The organism is Micromonospora sp. NPDC049171 (assembly GCF_040648275.1).
In the GTDB taxonomy this organism is placed as follows: domain Bacteria; phylum Actinomycetota; class Actinomycetes; order Mycobacteriales; family Micromonosporaceae; genus Micromonospora.
Map to the genome: position 1 here is coordinate 43647 of NZ_JBEZDJ010000024.1, position 16482 is coordinate 60128.

General features: G+C 72.4%; 12 protein-coding genes. 6 read left to right on the forward strand and 6 right to left on the reverse strand.

The window, feature by feature from the left end; translation table 11 throughout:
* Positions 1-3: 3 nt before the first annotated feature.
* Positions 4-3249, forward strand: a complete 3246-nt coding sequence (locus AB0B14_RS27020) for a LamG-like jellyroll fold domain-containing protein (RefSeq protein WP_357524836.1) — start codon at positions 4-6, stop codon at positions 3247-3249.
* A gap of 64 nt (positions 3250-3313) precedes the next feature.
* On the opposite strand, the gene AB0B14_RS27025 is transcribed toward AB0B14_RS27020, so the two are convergent.
* The gene (locus tag AB0B14_RS27025) at positions 3314-7072 is read right to left on the reverse strand and encodes a S8 family serine peptidase (RefSeq protein WP_357524838.1); all 3759 of its coding nucleotides are present in this window, start codon (positions 7070-7072) and stop codon (positions 3314-3316) included.
* 182 nt (positions 7073-7254) lie between these two features.
* Between AB0B14_RS27025 and AB0B14_RS27030 the strand changes: the two genes are divergently transcribed.
* Positions 7255-7509 (forward strand): hypothetical protein, encoded by a 255-nt coding sequence (locus AB0B14_RS27030; protein WP_357524840.1) that lies wholly within the window; start codon positions 7255-7257, stop codon positions 7507-7509.
* A 59-nt stretch (positions 7510-7568) separates the two neighbouring features.
* Here AB0B14_RS27030 and AB0B14_RS27035 read toward each other — a convergent pair whose 3' ends face one another.
* Entirely contained in the window at positions 7569-8900 is a 1332-nt protein-coding gene (locus AB0B14_RS27035) for an extracellular solute-binding protein (protein WP_357524842.1), read from the reverse strand.
* 138 nt (positions 8901-9038) lie between these two features.
* On the opposite strand from AB0B14_RS27035, the gene AB0B14_RS27040 reads away from it, so the two are divergent.
* The gene (locus AB0B14_RS27040; protein ID WP_357066644.1) at positions 9039-9872 is read left to right on the forward strand and encodes a phosphoribosylaminoimidazolesuccinocarboxamide synthase; all 834 of its coding nucleotides are present in this window, start codon (positions 9039-9041) and stop codon (positions 9870-9872) included.
* Positions 9873-9888: 16 nt separating this feature from the next.
* On the opposite strand, the gene glpK is transcribed toward AB0B14_RS27040, so the two are convergent.
* Positions 9889-11373, reverse strand: a complete 1485-nt coding sequence (gene glpK / locus AB0B14_RS27045) for a glycerol kinase GlpK (RefSeq protein WP_357524844.1) — start codon at positions 11371-11373, stop codon at positions 9889-9891.
* Positions 11374-11475: 102 nt separating this feature from the next.
* Here glpK and AB0B14_RS27050 point away from each other — a divergent pair, with 102 nt between their 5' ends.
* Positions 11476-12414: a ribose-phosphate pyrophosphokinase gene (locus AB0B14_RS27050; protein ID WP_357524846.1), complete on the forward strand. Its 939-nt coding sequence runs from the start codon at positions 11476-11478 to the stop codon at positions 12412-12414.
* A 230-nt stretch (positions 12415-12644) separates the two neighbouring features.
* On the opposite strand, the gene AB0B14_RS27055 is transcribed toward AB0B14_RS27050, so the two are convergent.
* Positions 12645-13100 carry an ATP-binding protein gene (locus AB0B14_RS27055; RefSeq protein WP_357524848.1) on the reverse strand — a complete coding sequence of 152 codons (456 nt, stop codon included), beginning with the start codon at positions 13098-13100 and terminating at the stop codon, positions 12645-12647.
* 119 nt (positions 13101-13219) lie between these two features.
* Between AB0B14_RS27055 and AB0B14_RS27060 the strand changes: the two genes are divergently transcribed.
* Positions 13220-14353, forward strand: coding sequence for a DUF5931 domain-containing protein (locus tag AB0B14_RS27060; RefSeq protein ID WP_357524850.1), 1134 nt, complete (start codon positions 13220-13222; stop codon positions 14351-14353).
* Positions 14354-14367: 14 nt separating this feature from the next.
* Complete coding sequence (locus tag AB0B14_RS27065) at positions 14368-15021, forward strand: response regulator transcription factor (RefSeq protein WP_357067189.1); 654 nt, start codon at positions 14368-14370, stop codon at positions 15019-15021.
* A gap of 4 nt (positions 15022-15025) precedes the next feature.
* Here the strand turns inward: AB0B14_RS27065 and AB0B14_RS27070 are convergent, their stop codons facing one another.
* Both AB0B14_RS27070 and AB0B14_RS27075 read right to left on the reverse strand, forming a co-directional pair.
* Complete coding sequence (locus AB0B14_RS27070; protein WP_099848385.1) at positions 15026-15598, reverse strand: DUF5709 domain-containing protein; 573 nt, start codon at positions 15596-15598, stop codon at positions 15026-15028.
* An 80-nt stretch (positions 15599-15678) separates the two neighbouring features.
* Positions 15679-16449: an ATP-binding protein gene (locus AB0B14_RS27075; RefSeq protein WP_357524852.1), complete on the reverse strand. Its 771-nt coding sequence runs from the start codon at positions 16447-16449 to the stop codon at positions 15679-15681.
* Positions 16450-16482 lie beyond the last annotated feature (33 nt).

A 16482-nucleotide genomic window follows, 5' to 3' on the forward strand; every position in this document is an offset into this window, starting at 1 on the left:
CAGGTGTCGAAGAGTATCCGGCTCGGCGTGGTCGGGCGAGCTGTCGCCACAGTGGCGGTGTTCGTCCTGGTGGCTGCCGCCATGACCGTGCCCTTCCCCGCTCCGCAGGGCCGGGCGGCGGCAACCCCGCTGGTCGCCCCGCCGGGGCCGGTCCGGTCGACGGCTCGACCGGCCCCCGGGGCACCGTCGTCCTGGCCGGCGGCCACGGCGTCGGCGGCCACGGCGTCGGCAGTCCGGCTCGGCCGCCGCGTCGAGATGCCCGCACTGCGTACGCCGGACCGGACCGTCTTCGCCAACCCGGACCGCACCTTCACCGCCGAACTGCGGGCCGGCACCGCCAGCGCCGACCCAACCTCACCGGGCCAGCGCCAGCACTGGGCGATGACCTCCCGGGAGCTGCCCTCCCAGGTGTGGTGGGACATCGACGATTATCACGCCCGGGTCGGGCACGACCCGCAGGAGTCCTCGTACAACATGTACCACTCGTACTTCCAGATGGACACGGCGTTCTTCGCCGGCAAGACCATCCTGGAGAACACCGCCTTCAGCCTCAACCAGCTGTACTCCTACTCGTGCTATCCGCAGGCCCTGCAAACGCACCTCACCGGCCCGATCAGCCCGTCGACGAGTTGGTCGAATCCGCCCACCGAGCAGCGGCTGCTCGGCACCGTGCGGACCGGCAAGGGCGGCGGCCCCGAATGTCCGGGCGGCACGGTGGAGGTGGACGTGCGGGCCCTGATGCGCGAGGCGGCGGCGAACAGTTGGCGACAGCTCACGCTGGGCCTGACCGGAGACGACCAGAGCATCTCCGGGGCGATGGCCTTCGACAACAAGCCGGTGCTCGCGGTGCAGTTCAACACCGTGCCGGAAACGCCGGTGATGACGCCGACCGACAGCATGTCCGGCTGTTCCGGTGCCGGGGCGACGGCCTGGGTACGGACCCTCGGGCCGGTGCTGGCCGTGGAGGTGGCCGAGGATCTCGCGTCGGGCAGCCAGGGCGGCGGCCAGCAGGTCACCTTCGAGGTGCAGGCGCCGGACGGCACCCCCGTGCACACCAGCGAGCGGCTGCCCGAGCACATCAAGACCTACCAGGTGCCCGACTGGGTGCTCGCCGAGGGCGGCACGTACCGGTGGCGGGCGACGGTCAACGACCAGATCGACACCGGGCCGCCGGGGCCCTGGTGCGAGTTCACGGTGGACACCACAGGTCCCACCACCGTGCCGACTGTCACCTCGGTCGACTTCCCCTCGTCCGGGCCGGGCGCCAGGGTCGACCGCACGGGTGTGTTCCGGTTCGACGCGGACGGCGACCAGGACGTGGTGGCCTTCGAATACCAGCTCGGCGGCACGGACGGCTACCTCACCGGGCGGGTGACCGCGGACCGACCGGGTGGCAGCGCTGTGCTGCGCTGGACCGGCCAGGAGCCCGGCGGGTACGAACTCCGCGTGCTCGCCGTGGACCGGGCCGACAACCTCGGTTGGCCGCAGTCGTACGGCTTCAATCTGCGATCGGTGCCGGCGCCGCTTGTCGAGCTGCCGCTCGACGAGGGGCAGGGCGTCATCGGCCGGGACGTGGCGACACGCGCCCCCGACGGCAGCGTCACGTTCAGCGGCGGGGCGTCGTGGCAGGCGTCCGGGCGGCACGGCGGCGCGGTGCTGCTGAACGGCGTCGAGGCCAGTTACGGTCGGTCGACCGGACCGGTGGTGAACACCGGCCAGAGCTTCTCCGTGCTGGCCTGGGTCCGACTGGACCAGGTCGGCCAGGACCGGGTCGCGGTGGCCCAGGCCGGGGTCGCCGGCAACGGTTTCGTGTTGCGCTACGACAGTGCCCGCAGACGGTGGGCATTCGTGCTCCGCGAGGCGGACGGCACGGCGGCGGCGGAGCGGGTCGCGGTGGCCAACACGGCTCCCCAACTCGGCACCTGGACCCACCTCGCCGGCGTGTACGACCACGATGCGGGCGAGTTGCGGATCTACCTCAACGGTCGGCTGGCCGGCAGTACGTCGTACCGCAGCACCTGGAACGCCTCCGGTCCCCTCCTGGTCGGCCAGGCGAACGGTGTGTCCGGCGGGCGTGGCGCCTGGACCGGTGCGCTCGACGAGGTCCAGCTCTACGACTACCCGGCGGCGCCCAAGAAGATCATCGAGGAGATGGCCGGCGAGCCGTTCGGCCCGGAGGCGTGGTGGCACCTGAACGAGCCGACAGGTGTGGTCGGCACGGATGCCAGCGGGAACGGTCACTCGCTCTACCTGGCACCTGGTGCGGCCTTCCACCGGGAGGTGCGCGACGGGGGCGTGCGCCTGGACGGGACGTCCGGAGTGGCGTACACGGCGGGGCCGGTGGTGGCGGGGGACGCCAGCTTCACCGTGTCGGCCTGGGTGCGACTCGCCGGGGCCGGTCGGGATGCCGTCGCGGTCGGCCAGGACGGGCAGCACACCAGCCGGTTCCGGCTGCGCTACGAGGCCGCGACCGGCCGGTGGGCCTTCCGGATGGACCGGGTCGACGAGCCGGGCGGCAGCGCGGCCACCGACGCGGCGGTGTCCTCGACGGCGAGCGTCGACAGTTGGACGCACCTGACCGGTGTCTTCGACGCCGCCGCCGGCCAACTACGGCTGTACGTCAACGGGACGCTTGCCGGCACGGCGAGCCACGTGGCGAGTTGGCCGGCCACCGGTGCCCTCGTGCTGGGCCGGGGGCTGCGCGACGGCTCGGCGGCGGACTTCTGGCCGGGTGACGTCGACGAGGTGCGGGTGCTCCCGCGTGCCGTCACCGCGCAGGAGGTGCCCGGTCTCGTTGGTCTGCCGCCAGCCGTCACCCCGGGGCCGGTGCGGATCCGCGCCGTGCACAGCGGCATGTGCCTGACCGAGCAGGGTGGCGACAGCGGCTACCTCTACCAGCAGCCGTCGTGCGGCAGCCAGTTCCCGAGGATGACTCTGGTGGCGGCCGGGAGCGACACCTATCGGATCACGACCGACCACGAGGTGTACGGGCCCGGCTGCACGGGGGTGCAGAACGGATCGGTGAGCGTCGGCGCGCCGCTCTACGACGACTACTGCGCCACCGGGCGCGGGCAGCTGTTCCGTGTCGAGCCGGTGGCCGCGCCGCTGTGGGGTTATCGGCTGCGACCGGTACACAGCAACCTGTGCGTCGGCTTCCGGGACAACTCCGCAGTGGCGGGCGCCCAACTGGTCCAGCTCGCCTGTGACTCCCTGGCGCGGGGTCAGGTGTTCCTCTTCGACAGCCGGTGAGGCCGCGCCGCACGGCACGTCGTCGTGGGGCCGGTGCCCGGCAGGCACCGGCCCCACCCGGTTGTTACCGGAGGCCGAAGGCCCGGGTGACGCGCTGGGTGACGCCGTCGCCGCTGCGCTGCCTGGCGGTGACCCGGATGGACACGAATTCGGCCCGGTGCGGCGCGTTCAGGTGCGCCTGCCAGGTGCCCCGCTTCTCGGTCAGGCCCTGCCGCTGCCAGGTCGCCCCGTCGTCGTAGGAGACCTCCAACGTGAGCGAGGACACCGCGTCACGTGCCGCGGTGCTGCCCACCACCACCGGCGTGATGGAGAAGTCGGTCCTGCGCGTCGCCCGACCCGCCGCGTCCACGTCCGTTCCGTAGTCCAGTTGGACAAGCGGGATGGCCTGCACCTCCGTGGTGCCACCGGAGACGAAGCGCCACTCGGTGTGCGTGGCTGTCGAGTACGGGCTGAACTCGGGCTTGCCCGTGGTCTCGACGACCAGCCGGTACGGCAGTTTCTCCGGCGACAGGTCACCCGCGCCGACCTTCGGCCAGCCGTCGAACCGGGTCAGCTCCCTGTCGCCCTGATAGAAGGTGACGACCTGCGGCATGCTGGCCCCGCCGCTGTGCGCGGCCCCCGCGTCGCCGAACCCCTGGATGTACGCGCTCATGGCGGTCTCACCGCGGAACGGGATCTCGGTGCTGAGCAGGCGCGGCCGGGTGATGGGCCCGAACCAGCGGTCCCGCTGGACGCTGCCCGGACGGTAGGCGATCGCCTCCGTGTTCGACCGCGCCCAGTCGGCGACGTCGGCGTACTGCATCCACCTGACGCCGTCACCGGCGGAGACCCAGTCGGTCCGTGGCCCCGGTGCGACCGGCTCGAACGGGAACGAGCGGGCCGCCGCGTACTCGTAGGGCGGGAAGTCCATCCGCGTCTCGCTGGACTGCTTCCCCGGCGGCGGGGCGAAGGTCAGGTCGATCCGGGCGAGGTCGCGGGGGCCGGTCCGGGCGGACGGGTCCCTGGGCACCCCGCCACGGTGGTAGTCCACCAGGTCGTACAGGTATTTCGGTGCGGGGTGGGCCGTCACGGCCAGCCGTACCGTGTGGCGCCCGGCGGCGCCGATCTTCTGGATCAACGCCTCGCCCTCGTCCATGCTCACCGAGGCGACCGCGATCGGGCCGGTCGGCACGGCGTCGGGGCTGCCGTACCAGTCGCTCCGGCGGCCCTCGCGGTCGTTGACCACGACAAGCATCGCCGCACCGGCCGCGTGTGCCGACGCCGCCTGGTCCGTGGGGGGCACCGAGTCGTTGGCGCGTACGACCACGGCCCTGCCACGGACGGACCGGCCGGCGTAGTCGCTCGTCGCGCCGTTGCCCGCGAAGACGGCGTCGAGGCGGGCGGTGCCGTCGGCCAGTGGCCGTGCACCGGGCTGCACGAGGGGATCGCTGACGCGTCGGCCGCCGTAGCTGATCTCCAACGGCGTCTGCACGGCGCGAATCCTGGTGGTGAGGACGAAGCTGCCCCTCGTCACCCGTTCCTTGCTCGGCAGGGCCCACAGGCTGTCGTAGGTGGCACCGGGCCAGAAGGTCTCGCGCAGGGCGGCCCAGTCGGTGGGCGTCGGCTCCGGTGAGGTGAAGGAGCGGTAGACGTCGATCCTGGTGTTGGTGACGGCGGTCGGCTGGGCGGTCGCCACCTTCACCTGGCGTGCCCGCGAGGCGTCGAGCTCCACGACCCGGTCGGTCGACAGGTCGACCTCGGGAACCGTCAACATCGCCAGCCCGAGGGAGCGGGGCCCGTTGCGGCCCTGCACGTCGGCGGCGGCGACGACGGTGTAGGAGCCGGGAGCCCAGCGGCTGGTCAGCTTGCCGTCCGGCACCCACACGAAGGTGGAGCCCTCGTCGGCGCTGACGATCTCGACCTCACCGCTCATGGGTCGGCCGGCGCGGTCCTTCAGGTGGATGGTGAGGTCGTACTTCTTCGCCTCGACGACGACCCCCACGGCCGTGTGGACCTCGCCGGTCGCGGAGCGGGCCGTGACCTGCGCGGAGTACCGGCCCGGCGGGAGACCCCCCGGGTTCACCACGACGTCGACTGTCGAGGTGCCGTTCGCCGGCACCGTCACGCGGTCGGTGGCCGCGGTGAACGCCTGCGCGGGGGAGGTGCCACCGTCGACGGAGAGTGCCAACGGGACCGGGTCGGCAGTGGTGTTGGTGTAGGTGATCTTCCGCGTGATCGGCCGCTGTGGCGTGTCGGAGGACGACCTGACCAGCCCGGCGTCCACCGAGCCGGTCGCGATGACCTGGTCCTGGTGGTAGGCGCCGGCCACGTTCAGCCGGCCACTGCCCGCCTGGTAGGCGTCGTAGCCGGGCGTGCGCACGCTGGTGCTCATCAGCGCGTCCTTGATCTGCTGCCCACTCCACGTCGGGTGTTTCTGGACCAGCAGGGCTGCCGCCCCGGCGACGTGCGGCGCCGCCATGGAGGTGCCGCTGTCGGTCTGGTAGTAGCCCTCGCCCCAGGGGATGTGCTGCGAGCGCGCCGCCAACACGTCCACCCCGGGAGCGGTCAGGTCGGGCTTCAGAGCCTCGTCGATCATCCGCGGCCCGGCACTGGAGAAGTCGGCCAGGTGGTCGGAGCCGTCCACCGCGCCGATGGTGAGTGCGGCGTCCGCGGTGGCCGGTGCCCCGAGGGTGTACGGGTCGGGACCGCTGTTGCCGGCGGCGACGACGAAGAGTGCGCCGGTCTCGGCGGTCAGCTGGTTCACGGACTGGCTCAGTGGGTCGTCCTGGGTGTGCCACGCGCTCACACCGAGGCTCATGTTGACCACCTTGGCGCGTTCGGTGCGCGTCGCCCACTCCATCCCCGCGATGATCCCGGAGATGGACCCGCTGCCGTTCTGGTCGAGGACCTTGCCCACCACCAGGTCGGCGTCGGGAGCGACGCCGCGTTCCTTCCCGCCGGAGGCGGCACCGGTGCCGGCGACGGTGGAGGCGGTGTGGGTGCCGTGCCCGTTGCGGTCGATCACGTCCTGGCCGGGGATGAAACTGCGGGACGCGACCACCCGGTTCACGAGATCCGGGTGGGTCGTGTCCACCCCGCTGTCCAGGACGGCGACCCGGACACCGCGGCCGGTGCCTCCCGCGGCCCAGGCGGCGGGCGCGCCGACCTGCGCGGTGGTGTCGGCGAGGGACGCGTTGGCCTTGCCGTCGAGCCAGACCTTGTCGACCCCGGCGGTGAAGGCCGGCGTGGACGGGGCGGCACCGCGGCTGGTTGGTGCCGGGCCGCTGGTGAGGGCCGACCAGAAGTCGGCGGCCGTGGACCGGTTGGTGCGGATCGCCTCGCCCCGGACGGACGGAAGTTCCAGTGTGGTCCGCGCGCCCGGCAGCGTGGTGCCGGTCCGCAGCGTCGCCGAGCCCGTCGTGCGGGTGACGATCAGGGGGAGTTCGCTGGTCCGCGCGTCGTCGTAGCCCTGGGCGATCAACCGGGTGACGTCGAACAGCTGCTTGTCGAGTCGACCGGTCGCCAGGTAGGGCATGGCCTCGTCGGGATACACGTAGGTGCCGCCGCGCTCGGTGGCGACGCGCACCGGGCCGGTGGCACCCGGGGCGCGTGTGACGTCCACCGCGGGGGCCGCGCCGTCGACGCCCGGGGTTACCGTCACCCGGTCGCCGGTGATCAGCGTGACGGTGACGGGTGCGGGCGGCGTGTTGCCGGTCGCGGCGGGTGGCCTCGGAGGGGGTGGGGACGGTGGGGCGCCGTGGGCGGTCGTCGGGGTCAGAAGAGCGGCGACGAGGGTGACGCCGACCGCTGTTGCCGCAGATCTTCGGGTGAGAGAGAGCCGCACATCGCCTCCAGGGTTGACCATGCGCGAATCCGATCACCTCCGGAGATTCATGTAAAGATCATCATCTTTGCCGGCAGGTTGCGGGCACGTTGCGTGCGATCCGGGGTGCTCCGGACGATCTCGGTCCCTGGTTCGGCGTGGACCGACGTGCCTAGGTTGCGTCCTTCGGCGAGGATGGGCACATGTCTTCTTTCGGTAAGTGGTGGGGCCGGCTGAGCACGGTCCTCGGTGCGGCCGTACTGGCGGTCTTCGTGCCCGTCGCGGCGTGGGCGTCCACGGGCACCGGCGAGGTGGTGGTGGAGGCCGCGCGGCGGCGGTCCCGTGGCAGCGGCGGCTTCGGCATCCTCAGCCTGCTCTGCTGCCTGGTGGTGGTCGGGGTCATCGTGTTCCTGGTGCTGCGTCTGACCCGCAATCGTCGGAACCGCCCGCCGCGCTGAGCAGCGGGTCGTCCCCATCGGTCGGTCGACGGCGGCGGGCCGTCGGCCGACCGCCGGGGTCACGCCGCCAGTGCGGCGTTGGCCTGGGAGAGGAAACGCGAGGTGGCCGCCCGGGTGCCGGCCCGCTTGACGCGGATGCTCTCCGCGGCGGCGACCAGCAGGGTACGCACCCTGGCGTGCCCCGTCGACGGTGGTGCCGGCGCCGGCCCGAGCTGGTCGGCGAGGCTGGCGCCGAACGCGGCGGCGCGCTGCTGGGCCGGGTCGGTGATGCTGCCCTCGGTGTAGCGGCGGACGGCGAGGCTGGGATTCAGCCCGCGTTCGTGGCCGAGGACGGTGCCGGCCTCTCCGTTCGTGGTCAAGAAGTTGATCACGTCGGTGACGGTGTCCGGGTGGCGGGTGCCCCGGAACGCGGCCCAGTACATCGACGCGCGTGCCCACTGCGCACCCGGCGGCCCGGGGAGCCCGACCACACCCAGCTCGGCCTTGGTGAGCCGCTGCAACTCCGGTAGCTGATGCGACCAGGCGAACGACGCGGCGGTCATCCCGGTCACCACCAGTTGCCGGTTCAGCTCCCTGCTGTCGACCTGCTCGACAAGCGCGGCACCCGGTGTGGCCCGCGCGGTGCGAGCCCGCTGCCACAGCTCGAACCACGCGATCAGCTCGTCCGCGCCGAAACCGAGCTGGTTGCCCCGGTAGAATTCGCCACCCTGCGATCGCAGCCACAGCCAGAGCGCCCGGTGGTCACCGGACGCGTCCACGGTGCCGGCCACCTGACCTTCGCTGGTCTCGGTGACCTGCTCCGCCCAGGCGATGTAGTCGGCCCAGGTCATTCCGGCCCGCGGCTCCGGCACCTTCAGATCCCGCAGCAGGTCCCGGTTGAAGACCACGGCGGCGTGGGTCTGCCCGCCGGCCACCGCCATCGTCCGCCCCTGGACCGTGCCGGAGCGGATCAGGCCCTCCGGCAGGCTCCGCAGATCGAGGTGGTGGTTGGCGACCCGATCGGTGAGGTCGAGGATGATCTGGCGTTGGGCGTACTCGGTCAACACCGCGTCGTCGATCTGGATCAGGTCCGGTACGTTCCCGCCGGCCGCCTGGGTGGCCAGCCGCTCGTAGTAGCCGTCGGCGCCCTGCCAGGTGACCCGGAAGGTGACCCGGGGGTTGCGATCCGAGTAGAGCCGCAGCACCTTCTCGGTGAGCTCGGCCCGTTTGGTCCCGCCCCACCAGAAGACCGACAGCTCGACCGGCCCGTCCTGGGTCGACGTGTCGGCCCCGTCGCTGCAACCGGCCAGCCCAGCGGACGTGAGCAGGGGTGCACCGAGCAGCGCGGTGAGCAGTCGGCGCCGGCCCGGGTCGGCGCCGAGGCGGTCGATCGGGGATGGAACAACGGGCACGGGGGTCTCCTGGACCTGCGGGAGTACGGCGGCACCATTCACGCAGGGAGCGCACGAAGGTGTCAACGTCCGTCCGGTCAGCCCCCGGCGCGGGTGGTCGAATCAGGTCCCCCGATGTCGCGTGGTGTACTAGGGCGCGTGGAACTTCTGCACTCGGGCAAGGTTCGGGACGTCTACGCCGACGGCGACGACCTGATCCTGGTCGCCTCGGACCGCATCTCGATCTACGACGTGGCGCTGCCGACGCCGATCCCGGACAAGGGTCGCCTGCTCACCGCACTCTCGCTGTGGTGGTTCGAGCAGCTCGCCGACCTGGTGCCGAACCACGTCATCTCGGCCACCGACGTGCCCGCCGAGTTCGCCGGGCGGGCGATCCGCTGCCAGCGGCTGGACATGCTCCCGGTCGAGTGCGTCGCCCGCGGCTACCTGACCGGCGGTGGCCTGCGGGAGTACGAGCGGACCGGTGCCGTCTCCGGCGTGGCACTGCCCCGCGGGCTCGGTGAGGCGTCGATCCTGCCCGAGCCGATCTTCACGCCGTCGAGCAAGGCGCCGATGGGGGAACACGACGAACCCATCACGTACGACCAGGTGGTGGACAAGGTGGGCCAGGCCACCGCGGAACGACTGCGGCAGATCACCATCGACGTCTACCGGCGCGGGGCCGAGCTGGCCGCCGACCGGGGCATCCTGATCGCCGACACCAAGATCGAGCTGGGTTGGGCGCCGGACGGCACCCTGGTCCTCGCCGACGAGCTGCTCACCTCCGACTCGTCGCGGTTCTGGCCGGCCGAGTCGTACCAGCCGGGCCGCGTGCAGTTCTCCTACGACAAGCAGTACGTGCGGGACTGGGCCACCGGCGGCGGCTGGAACAAACAGGCCCCGGCGCCGGACGTGCCGGACGAGGTGGTCGAGGCGACCCGTGCCCGCTACGTCGAGGTGTACGAGAAGCTGACCGGCAACCGCTGGGAGTGACCCGCCGGGCCGGCCATCACTCCACCCAGTCCAGGGTGCGCTGCACGGCCTTGCGCCACTGGCCCAGCTCCTGCTCGCGCAGCTCCGGGGCCATCGCCGGCTCCCACTGCGCGTCGGAGCGCCACTGCGCCCGCAGGGTGGCCAGATCCGGCCAGAAACCGACCGCCAGACCGGCCGCGTACGCGGCGCCCAGGCAGGTGGTCTCGGTGATCCGGGACCGGATCACCGGCACGTCGAGCACGTCCGCGAGGAACTGCATGAGCAGCCCGTTGGCGGTCATCCCACCGTCCACCCGGAGTCGGCGCAGCGCCACGTCGGAGTCGGCGTCCATCGCGTCGACCACCTCGCGGGTCTGCCACGCCGACGCCTCCAGCACCGCCCGCGCCAGGTGCCCCTTGGTGACGTAGCCGGTCAGGCCGGCGATCACACCACGCGCGTCGCTGCGCCAGTGCGGGGCGAACAGCCCGGAGAACGCCGGCACGATGTAACAGCCGCCGTTGTCGTCCACGGTGCGGGCCAGCTCCTCCACCTCCGCGGCCGTGGAGATCAGCCCGAGGTTGTCCCGCAGCCACTGCACCAGCGAGCCGGTCACCGCGATCGCGCCCTCCAGGGCGTACGCCGGGGGTTGGTCCTTGATCCGGTAGGCGACCGTGGTGAGCAGGCCGTGCGTGGACGGGACCGGGCTGGCCCCGGTGTTGAGCAGCAGGAAGCTGCCGGTGCCGTAGGTGCACTTCGCCTCACCCGGCTGGAAGCAGGTCTGCCCGAACAGGGCGGCCTGCTGGTCACCGAGCGCGCTGGCCACCGGCACCCTGGCGAGCACCCCGGTGGCGTGGCCGTACACCTCGGCGGAGCAGCGGATCTCCGGCAGCATCGCCGCCGGGACGCCCATCGCGTCCAGCAGGTCCGGTGCCCAGTCCAGGGTGGTGAGGTCCATCAGCATGGTCCGGCTGGCGTTCGTCACGTCGGTGACGTGCGCGCCGGTCAGCTTCCAGATCAGCCAGCTGTCCATGGTGCCGAAGAGCACCTCGCCGCGCTCCGCACGCTCGCGCAGGCCGTCGACCTCGTCGAGCAGCCAGCGCAGCTTCGGCCCGGCGAAGTAGGTGGCCAGCGGCAGGCCGGTGCGGGCCCGGAACCGCTCCTCGCCGTACGCCGAGGCCAGCTCGCGCAGCAGCGACCCGGTCCGGGTGTCCTGCCAGACGATGGCGTTGGCCACCGGGCGGCCGGTGGCCCGGTCCCAGACGACAGTGGTCTCCCGCTGGTTGGTGATGCCGACGGCGGCCAGCCCGGTCGCGTCGGTGCCGGCGGCTCGCAGGGCCTCGGCGACCACCTGCTGGACGTTGTCCCAGATCTCCTCGGCGTCGTGCTCCACCCAGCCGGGGCGGGGGAAGATCTGCCGGTGTTCGCGCTGGGCCACGGCGACGATCTCCCCGGCCCGGTCGAAGACGATGCACCGCGAGGAGGTGGTGCCCTGGTCGATGGCGGCGACGTACTCGGGGGTCACCGCAGCACCGTACCCGGACCGGCGGCGCGGTGCGACGGTCGTCACGGCCAGTCTCGGCCCGCCACCCTTCACCGTCGGCCGCTTCGCCTACGATGTGCGAACGTGCGCGACATCGCCGTTTTCAGTGGAACCGCCCATCCCGACCTCGCTGCCGAGATCTGTGCCCACCTCGGGGTGCCGCTGCACCCGGTGCGGGTTTCCCGATTCGCGAACGACTGTCTGGAAGTGCAGTTGCAGGCCAACTGCCGGGAGCGCGACGTCTTCCTGATCCAGCCGCTGGTGCCACCCGTCCAGGAAAACCTGGTCGAGTTGCTGTTGATGATCGACGCCGCCCGGGGCGCGTCCGCCGGCCGGATCACCGTGGTGTTGCCGCACTACGCGTACGCCCGTTCCGACAAGAAGGACGCGCCGCGGATCTCGATCGGCGCTCGGCTCGTCGCTGATCTGCTCACGTCGGCCGGGGCGGACCGGGTGCTGGCGATGACGCTGCACTCGCCGCAGGTGCACGGCTTCTTCAGCGTTCCCGTGGACCACCTGCACGCGTTGCGTGAGCTGGCCACCCACTTCCGGCGCTACGACCTGAGCGACACCGTGGTGGTCTCACCCGACCTGGGTAACGCCAAGGAGGCGGCGGCCTTCGCCCGGCTGCTCGGCACGCCGGTCGCGGCCGGTGCGAAGCAGCGGTTCAGTGACGACCTGGTCAAGATCAGTGCGGTGATCGGCGAGGTGACCGACCGGGACGTCATCGTGCTGGACGACGAGATCGCCAAGGGCAGCACGGTTGTCGAGTTGATGGAGCACCTGCGCGGCCTGAAGGTCCGCTCGATCCGGCTCGCCTGCACGCACGGGCTCTTCTCCGGCGACGCGTTGCAGCGGCTCAGCGACCAGGACGGCGTCCTGGAGATCGTCTGCACCAACACGGTGCCCATCCCGGCCGCGAAGCGGGTCCCCGCGCTGGAGGTGCTGTCGGTGGCCCCCGCGCTGGCCGAGGCGATGCGCCGAATCCACAACGGAGAATCCGTCTCCGCCCTCTTCGCCTGACCTGCGTCGGCCGGTCGGCGTGGCGCCGGGCGTCACGGGCCGTTGAGCGTGATGCCTGGGCGGCATCATGATGACTCACCGGCATCACGCTGAAAGTAGCGATGCCCTGGGCGGTGACCTCAGGCCCTCCGGCGGCGGACCCTCCCGCTCGGATGCGGAGCTGTCGCCCACCACGACTCCGTGATCGACCGGCGGAGTGGGGGCGCGGGGCGGGGAGGGTGGGGTGGCGGTCAGTGCGGGGTGTGGTTGTGCTGGGTGAGGCCTGTGGTGATGCGGACTGTGGTGCCGGCGGTGCTGGTGACGACCTCCATCGCGTCGGTCAGCTCGCGGGCCAGCCACAGGCCCCAGCCGCCGGCGGTGTCCGGGGCGGGTCGACTGCGGTCGCCCAGCCGCTGCGGGCTGATCCCGTGCCCGTGGTCGGCGACCTCGCACACCAGCAGGTCCGACTCGTGCCAGAGTCGCAGCCACCCCTGGCCGCCGCCGTGCCGCACCGCGTTGGTGATCAACTCGTTGATCGCGAGCACGAAATCGTCGAGCCGTTGGCCGGTGAGCCCGGAGGCATGCGCACAGGAGGTGACCGAGTGTCGAATCTCGGTCACCTGGGCCTGGTCGAAGGCATCGGCGATCAGGAGGGCAGGTTCGATGGGCACAACCGTACGCGGTGCGTGCGGATCTGCATTCGTCATGGCCCCGTCCCGGCGGCGGATCTCAGAGTATTTCGCGGCTTTTCCACCGTACGTCAGGGTTTCCCGAACCGCACTCGCTGCTCGCCCCGCCACTTGCCGCGTGTGGCATCGTGACCGCCATGCCGTCGCCGTCGGGTGGGTTCGAGGTGCCACTGTGGCGTGCGCTCGCGGTGTTCCGGATGGCGTCCCTGGCGTACGTCTGCGTGCTCGCGGTGCGCGACGCCGACCGGTACGCCCATCCGTACGCCGTCGCCGCCCTGGTCCTTGTGATGATCATCTGGACCGGGGCGACCGCGATCGGGTACGCGCGGCCGGCCTGGCGGCGCTGGCCGCTGCTGGTGGCCGATCTCGGGGTGGTGTTGGCCATCGTGCTGGCCACCCCGTGGGTGGTCGGGCGGACGGCGCTCACCCACGGCGTACCCACCATGGGGGTCGCCTGGATGGCCGGCCCGGTGCTGGCCTGGGCCGTCTCCGGCGGCCGGCGGCGGGGCACTGTCGCGGCGCTGCTCGTCGCCGGCGCGGACCTGGCCACCCGGGAACGGATCGGCCAGTCGTCGTTCACCGGGGTGATCCTCATGCTGCTCGCCGGAGTGGTGGTCGGGCACGTGGCCCGGCTCGCGGCGGGCGCCGAGGAACGACTGCAACGCGCGGTGGAGCTGGAGGCCGCCACCCGGGAACGGGAGCGACTGGCCCGCAACATCCACGACTCGGTGCTCCAGGTGCTGGCGCTGGTGCAGCGGCGTGGTGCTGACCTGCCCGGCGAGGCTGGCGAGCTGGCCCGGCTGGCCGGCGAGCAGGAGGCCGCGTTGCGGGCGCTGATCGCCGGTGGCGGCCCGGTCGTCGCCAGCCTCCCGGCCGGCCCCGAGGCGGTGGACCTGCGAACCCTGCTCAGCCGGTACGCGTCGTCGGCGGTGGCGCTCTCCGCCCCGGCCACCCCGGTCCCGCTGCCGCGCCGGGTGGCCGGAGAGTTGGCCGCCGCGACCGGCGCGGCCCTGGACAACGTGGGCCGCCACGCCGGTGGGCGGGCCTGGGTGCTGATCGAGGACGAGGGGGCGACGGTGACCGTGTCGATCCGTGACGAGGGGCCGGGCATCCCGGACGGTCGGCTGGCCGAGGCCGCCGCTCAGGGCCGGCTCGGCGTGACCCAGTCCATCCGAGGGCGGGTGTCCGACCTGGGCGGGACCGTTCGGATCGTGTCCGCCCCCGACGCCGGCACCGAGATCGAGCTGACCGTGCCGAGGGCAGTGCGGTGAACCAGACCCGGGTCATGGTCGTCGACGATCACCCGATGTGGCGGGAGGGGGTCGCCCGCGACCTGACCGAGGCCGGATTCCTGGTGGTGGCGACAAGCGGCGAGGGGCGACAGGCCATCCGGGTGGCCGCCGCCGCCCGGCCCGACGTCGTCGTCCTGGACCTGCAACTGCCGGACATCTCCGGCGTCGAGGTGATCCTGGGGCTGCGCGCGGCACTGCCCGACGTGCGGGTGTTGATGCTCAGCGCCAGTGGCGAACAGCAGAGCGTGCTGGACGCGGTCAAGGCCGGTGCCACCGGTTACCTGGTGAAGTCGACAGCGCCCGCGGAGTTCCTCGACGCGGTCCGCCGCACCGCGGCCGGCAACGCGGTCTTCACCCCCGGCCTCGCCGGGCTCGTCCTCGGGGAGTACCGGCGGCTGGCCGCCGGGCCGGGGCAGGGCACCGACCCGGCCGGCGGCGCGGAGCCCGCGACGCCCCGGCTCACCGACCGGGAGACCGAGGTGCTGCGGTTGGTGGCGAAGGGGATGTCGTACAAGCAGATCGCCCAGCGGCTCGGGCTGTCGCACCGCACCGTGCAGAACCACGTGCAGAACACCCTGGGCAAGCTGCAACTGCACAATCGGGTCGAGCTGACCCGCTATGCCATCGAGCGCGGCCTGGACGCCTGAGAGGTCAGACCGAGCGCGGCGGCTCCGTCTCGTGGATGGCCAACTCCTCGGCGGTCGCCCCGCCGCCCGCGGAACCTGCGTCGTACGCCACCGAGTCGGTCTCCTGGTCGGTGTGCGCCCCCTCGTCCGGCTCCACCAGCCGACCCACCGTGGCGTCGGCCACCGTGCCGAGCTGACCGTGGTCGTAGAGGGAGACCGGCGAGTTCGGGTCCGAGGTGGGCCCCGGGTCCATCACGTCGGCGTCCAGCTGGGCCTCCGCGGCGGCTTCCAGATTGTCCGCCTCGAAGGCGATCTTCGGGTCGATCGTTCCGGCCAGCGGGTCGTCCGCCGGGCGCTCGTAGACCTCGCGGTCGAGCTTGTAGTCCAACGACTCACCGTCGAGCTGCTCCTCGGCGGTCGTCCCGAACCGGTCCACCGCCACCGGCGTGCGGTCGCCGGGGAGCTGGGCCGGGTCCGGGCCGTCCGCCTCGCGCCCGGTGAGGACGTCGTCGTTGGCGGTCGAGTCGTCATCGGCGGTGTCGGGCAGACCTTGCGCCTCGGTGTCGGACACGGGGGTCGGGTACTCGTTGTCGCGCATGTCTGATCACTACCCGCTGCCCTCCCGCCGTAACCGGGGCACCGCCGGCTCGAAACCGGCACCGACGGCGAAACGCCCCGTCAGCCGAGAGCCTCGGCCTCGTCGTCCGGGTGCAGGACGCACCAGACGACCTTGCCGTCCGGTAGGGCGCTGCTGCCCCAGCGACGGGCCACCGTGTCGATCAGCAGCAGGCCCCGGCCGCCCACCCGGGTCGGCGGTGACAACCCGGCGAACGTCGGCCGACGCGAGGAGTAGTCGCGGACCGCCAGGTGCAGGGCGCCGTCCTGCGCGGCCAGCCGCACGGTCATCGGGGTCCGGGCATGCGCCACCACGTTGTTGACCATCTCGGTGATCGCGATGCCCGCCGGGTCGACGAGTGTCGGCACGCCCCAGGTGCGGCAACCGGTGGTGACCAGCTCGCGGGCCTCCCGGGCGGCCACCACTGTCGCGGCCAGTTCGGCGCTGAGCACCCCGGCCAGCGGCACCGCCGCGACCGCGGCCAGCGCGCCGTCCAGGGTCGGCCAGGCCGGCACGCCGGCCGTCGTGCTCGACCAGGCCGACACGCCGGTCAGCACGGTGGCCGCCTGGTCGGGCCGGTCGACGCTCGGGTCACACAGCAGCAGACCCGCGGCCGGCCAGTCGGCGACCTCCCGCCGAACCTCGGCGAAGACATCCCAGGCCCGCGGCTCGCTGACCCGCAGTCCGGTCACGTCGACCACCACCTGGCCCGGACGGTCCCAGAGACGGGCGAGCAGCGCGCCGCGTACCGTCTCGGCCCCGGCGACGTCGAGCGTGCCCGTCAGCCGGACCACCGCCGACGAGTCGTCGATGTTCACCAGACAGCTCGACATGATCGTCCCAGTGTGCGCGTCGGTGACGGTTCG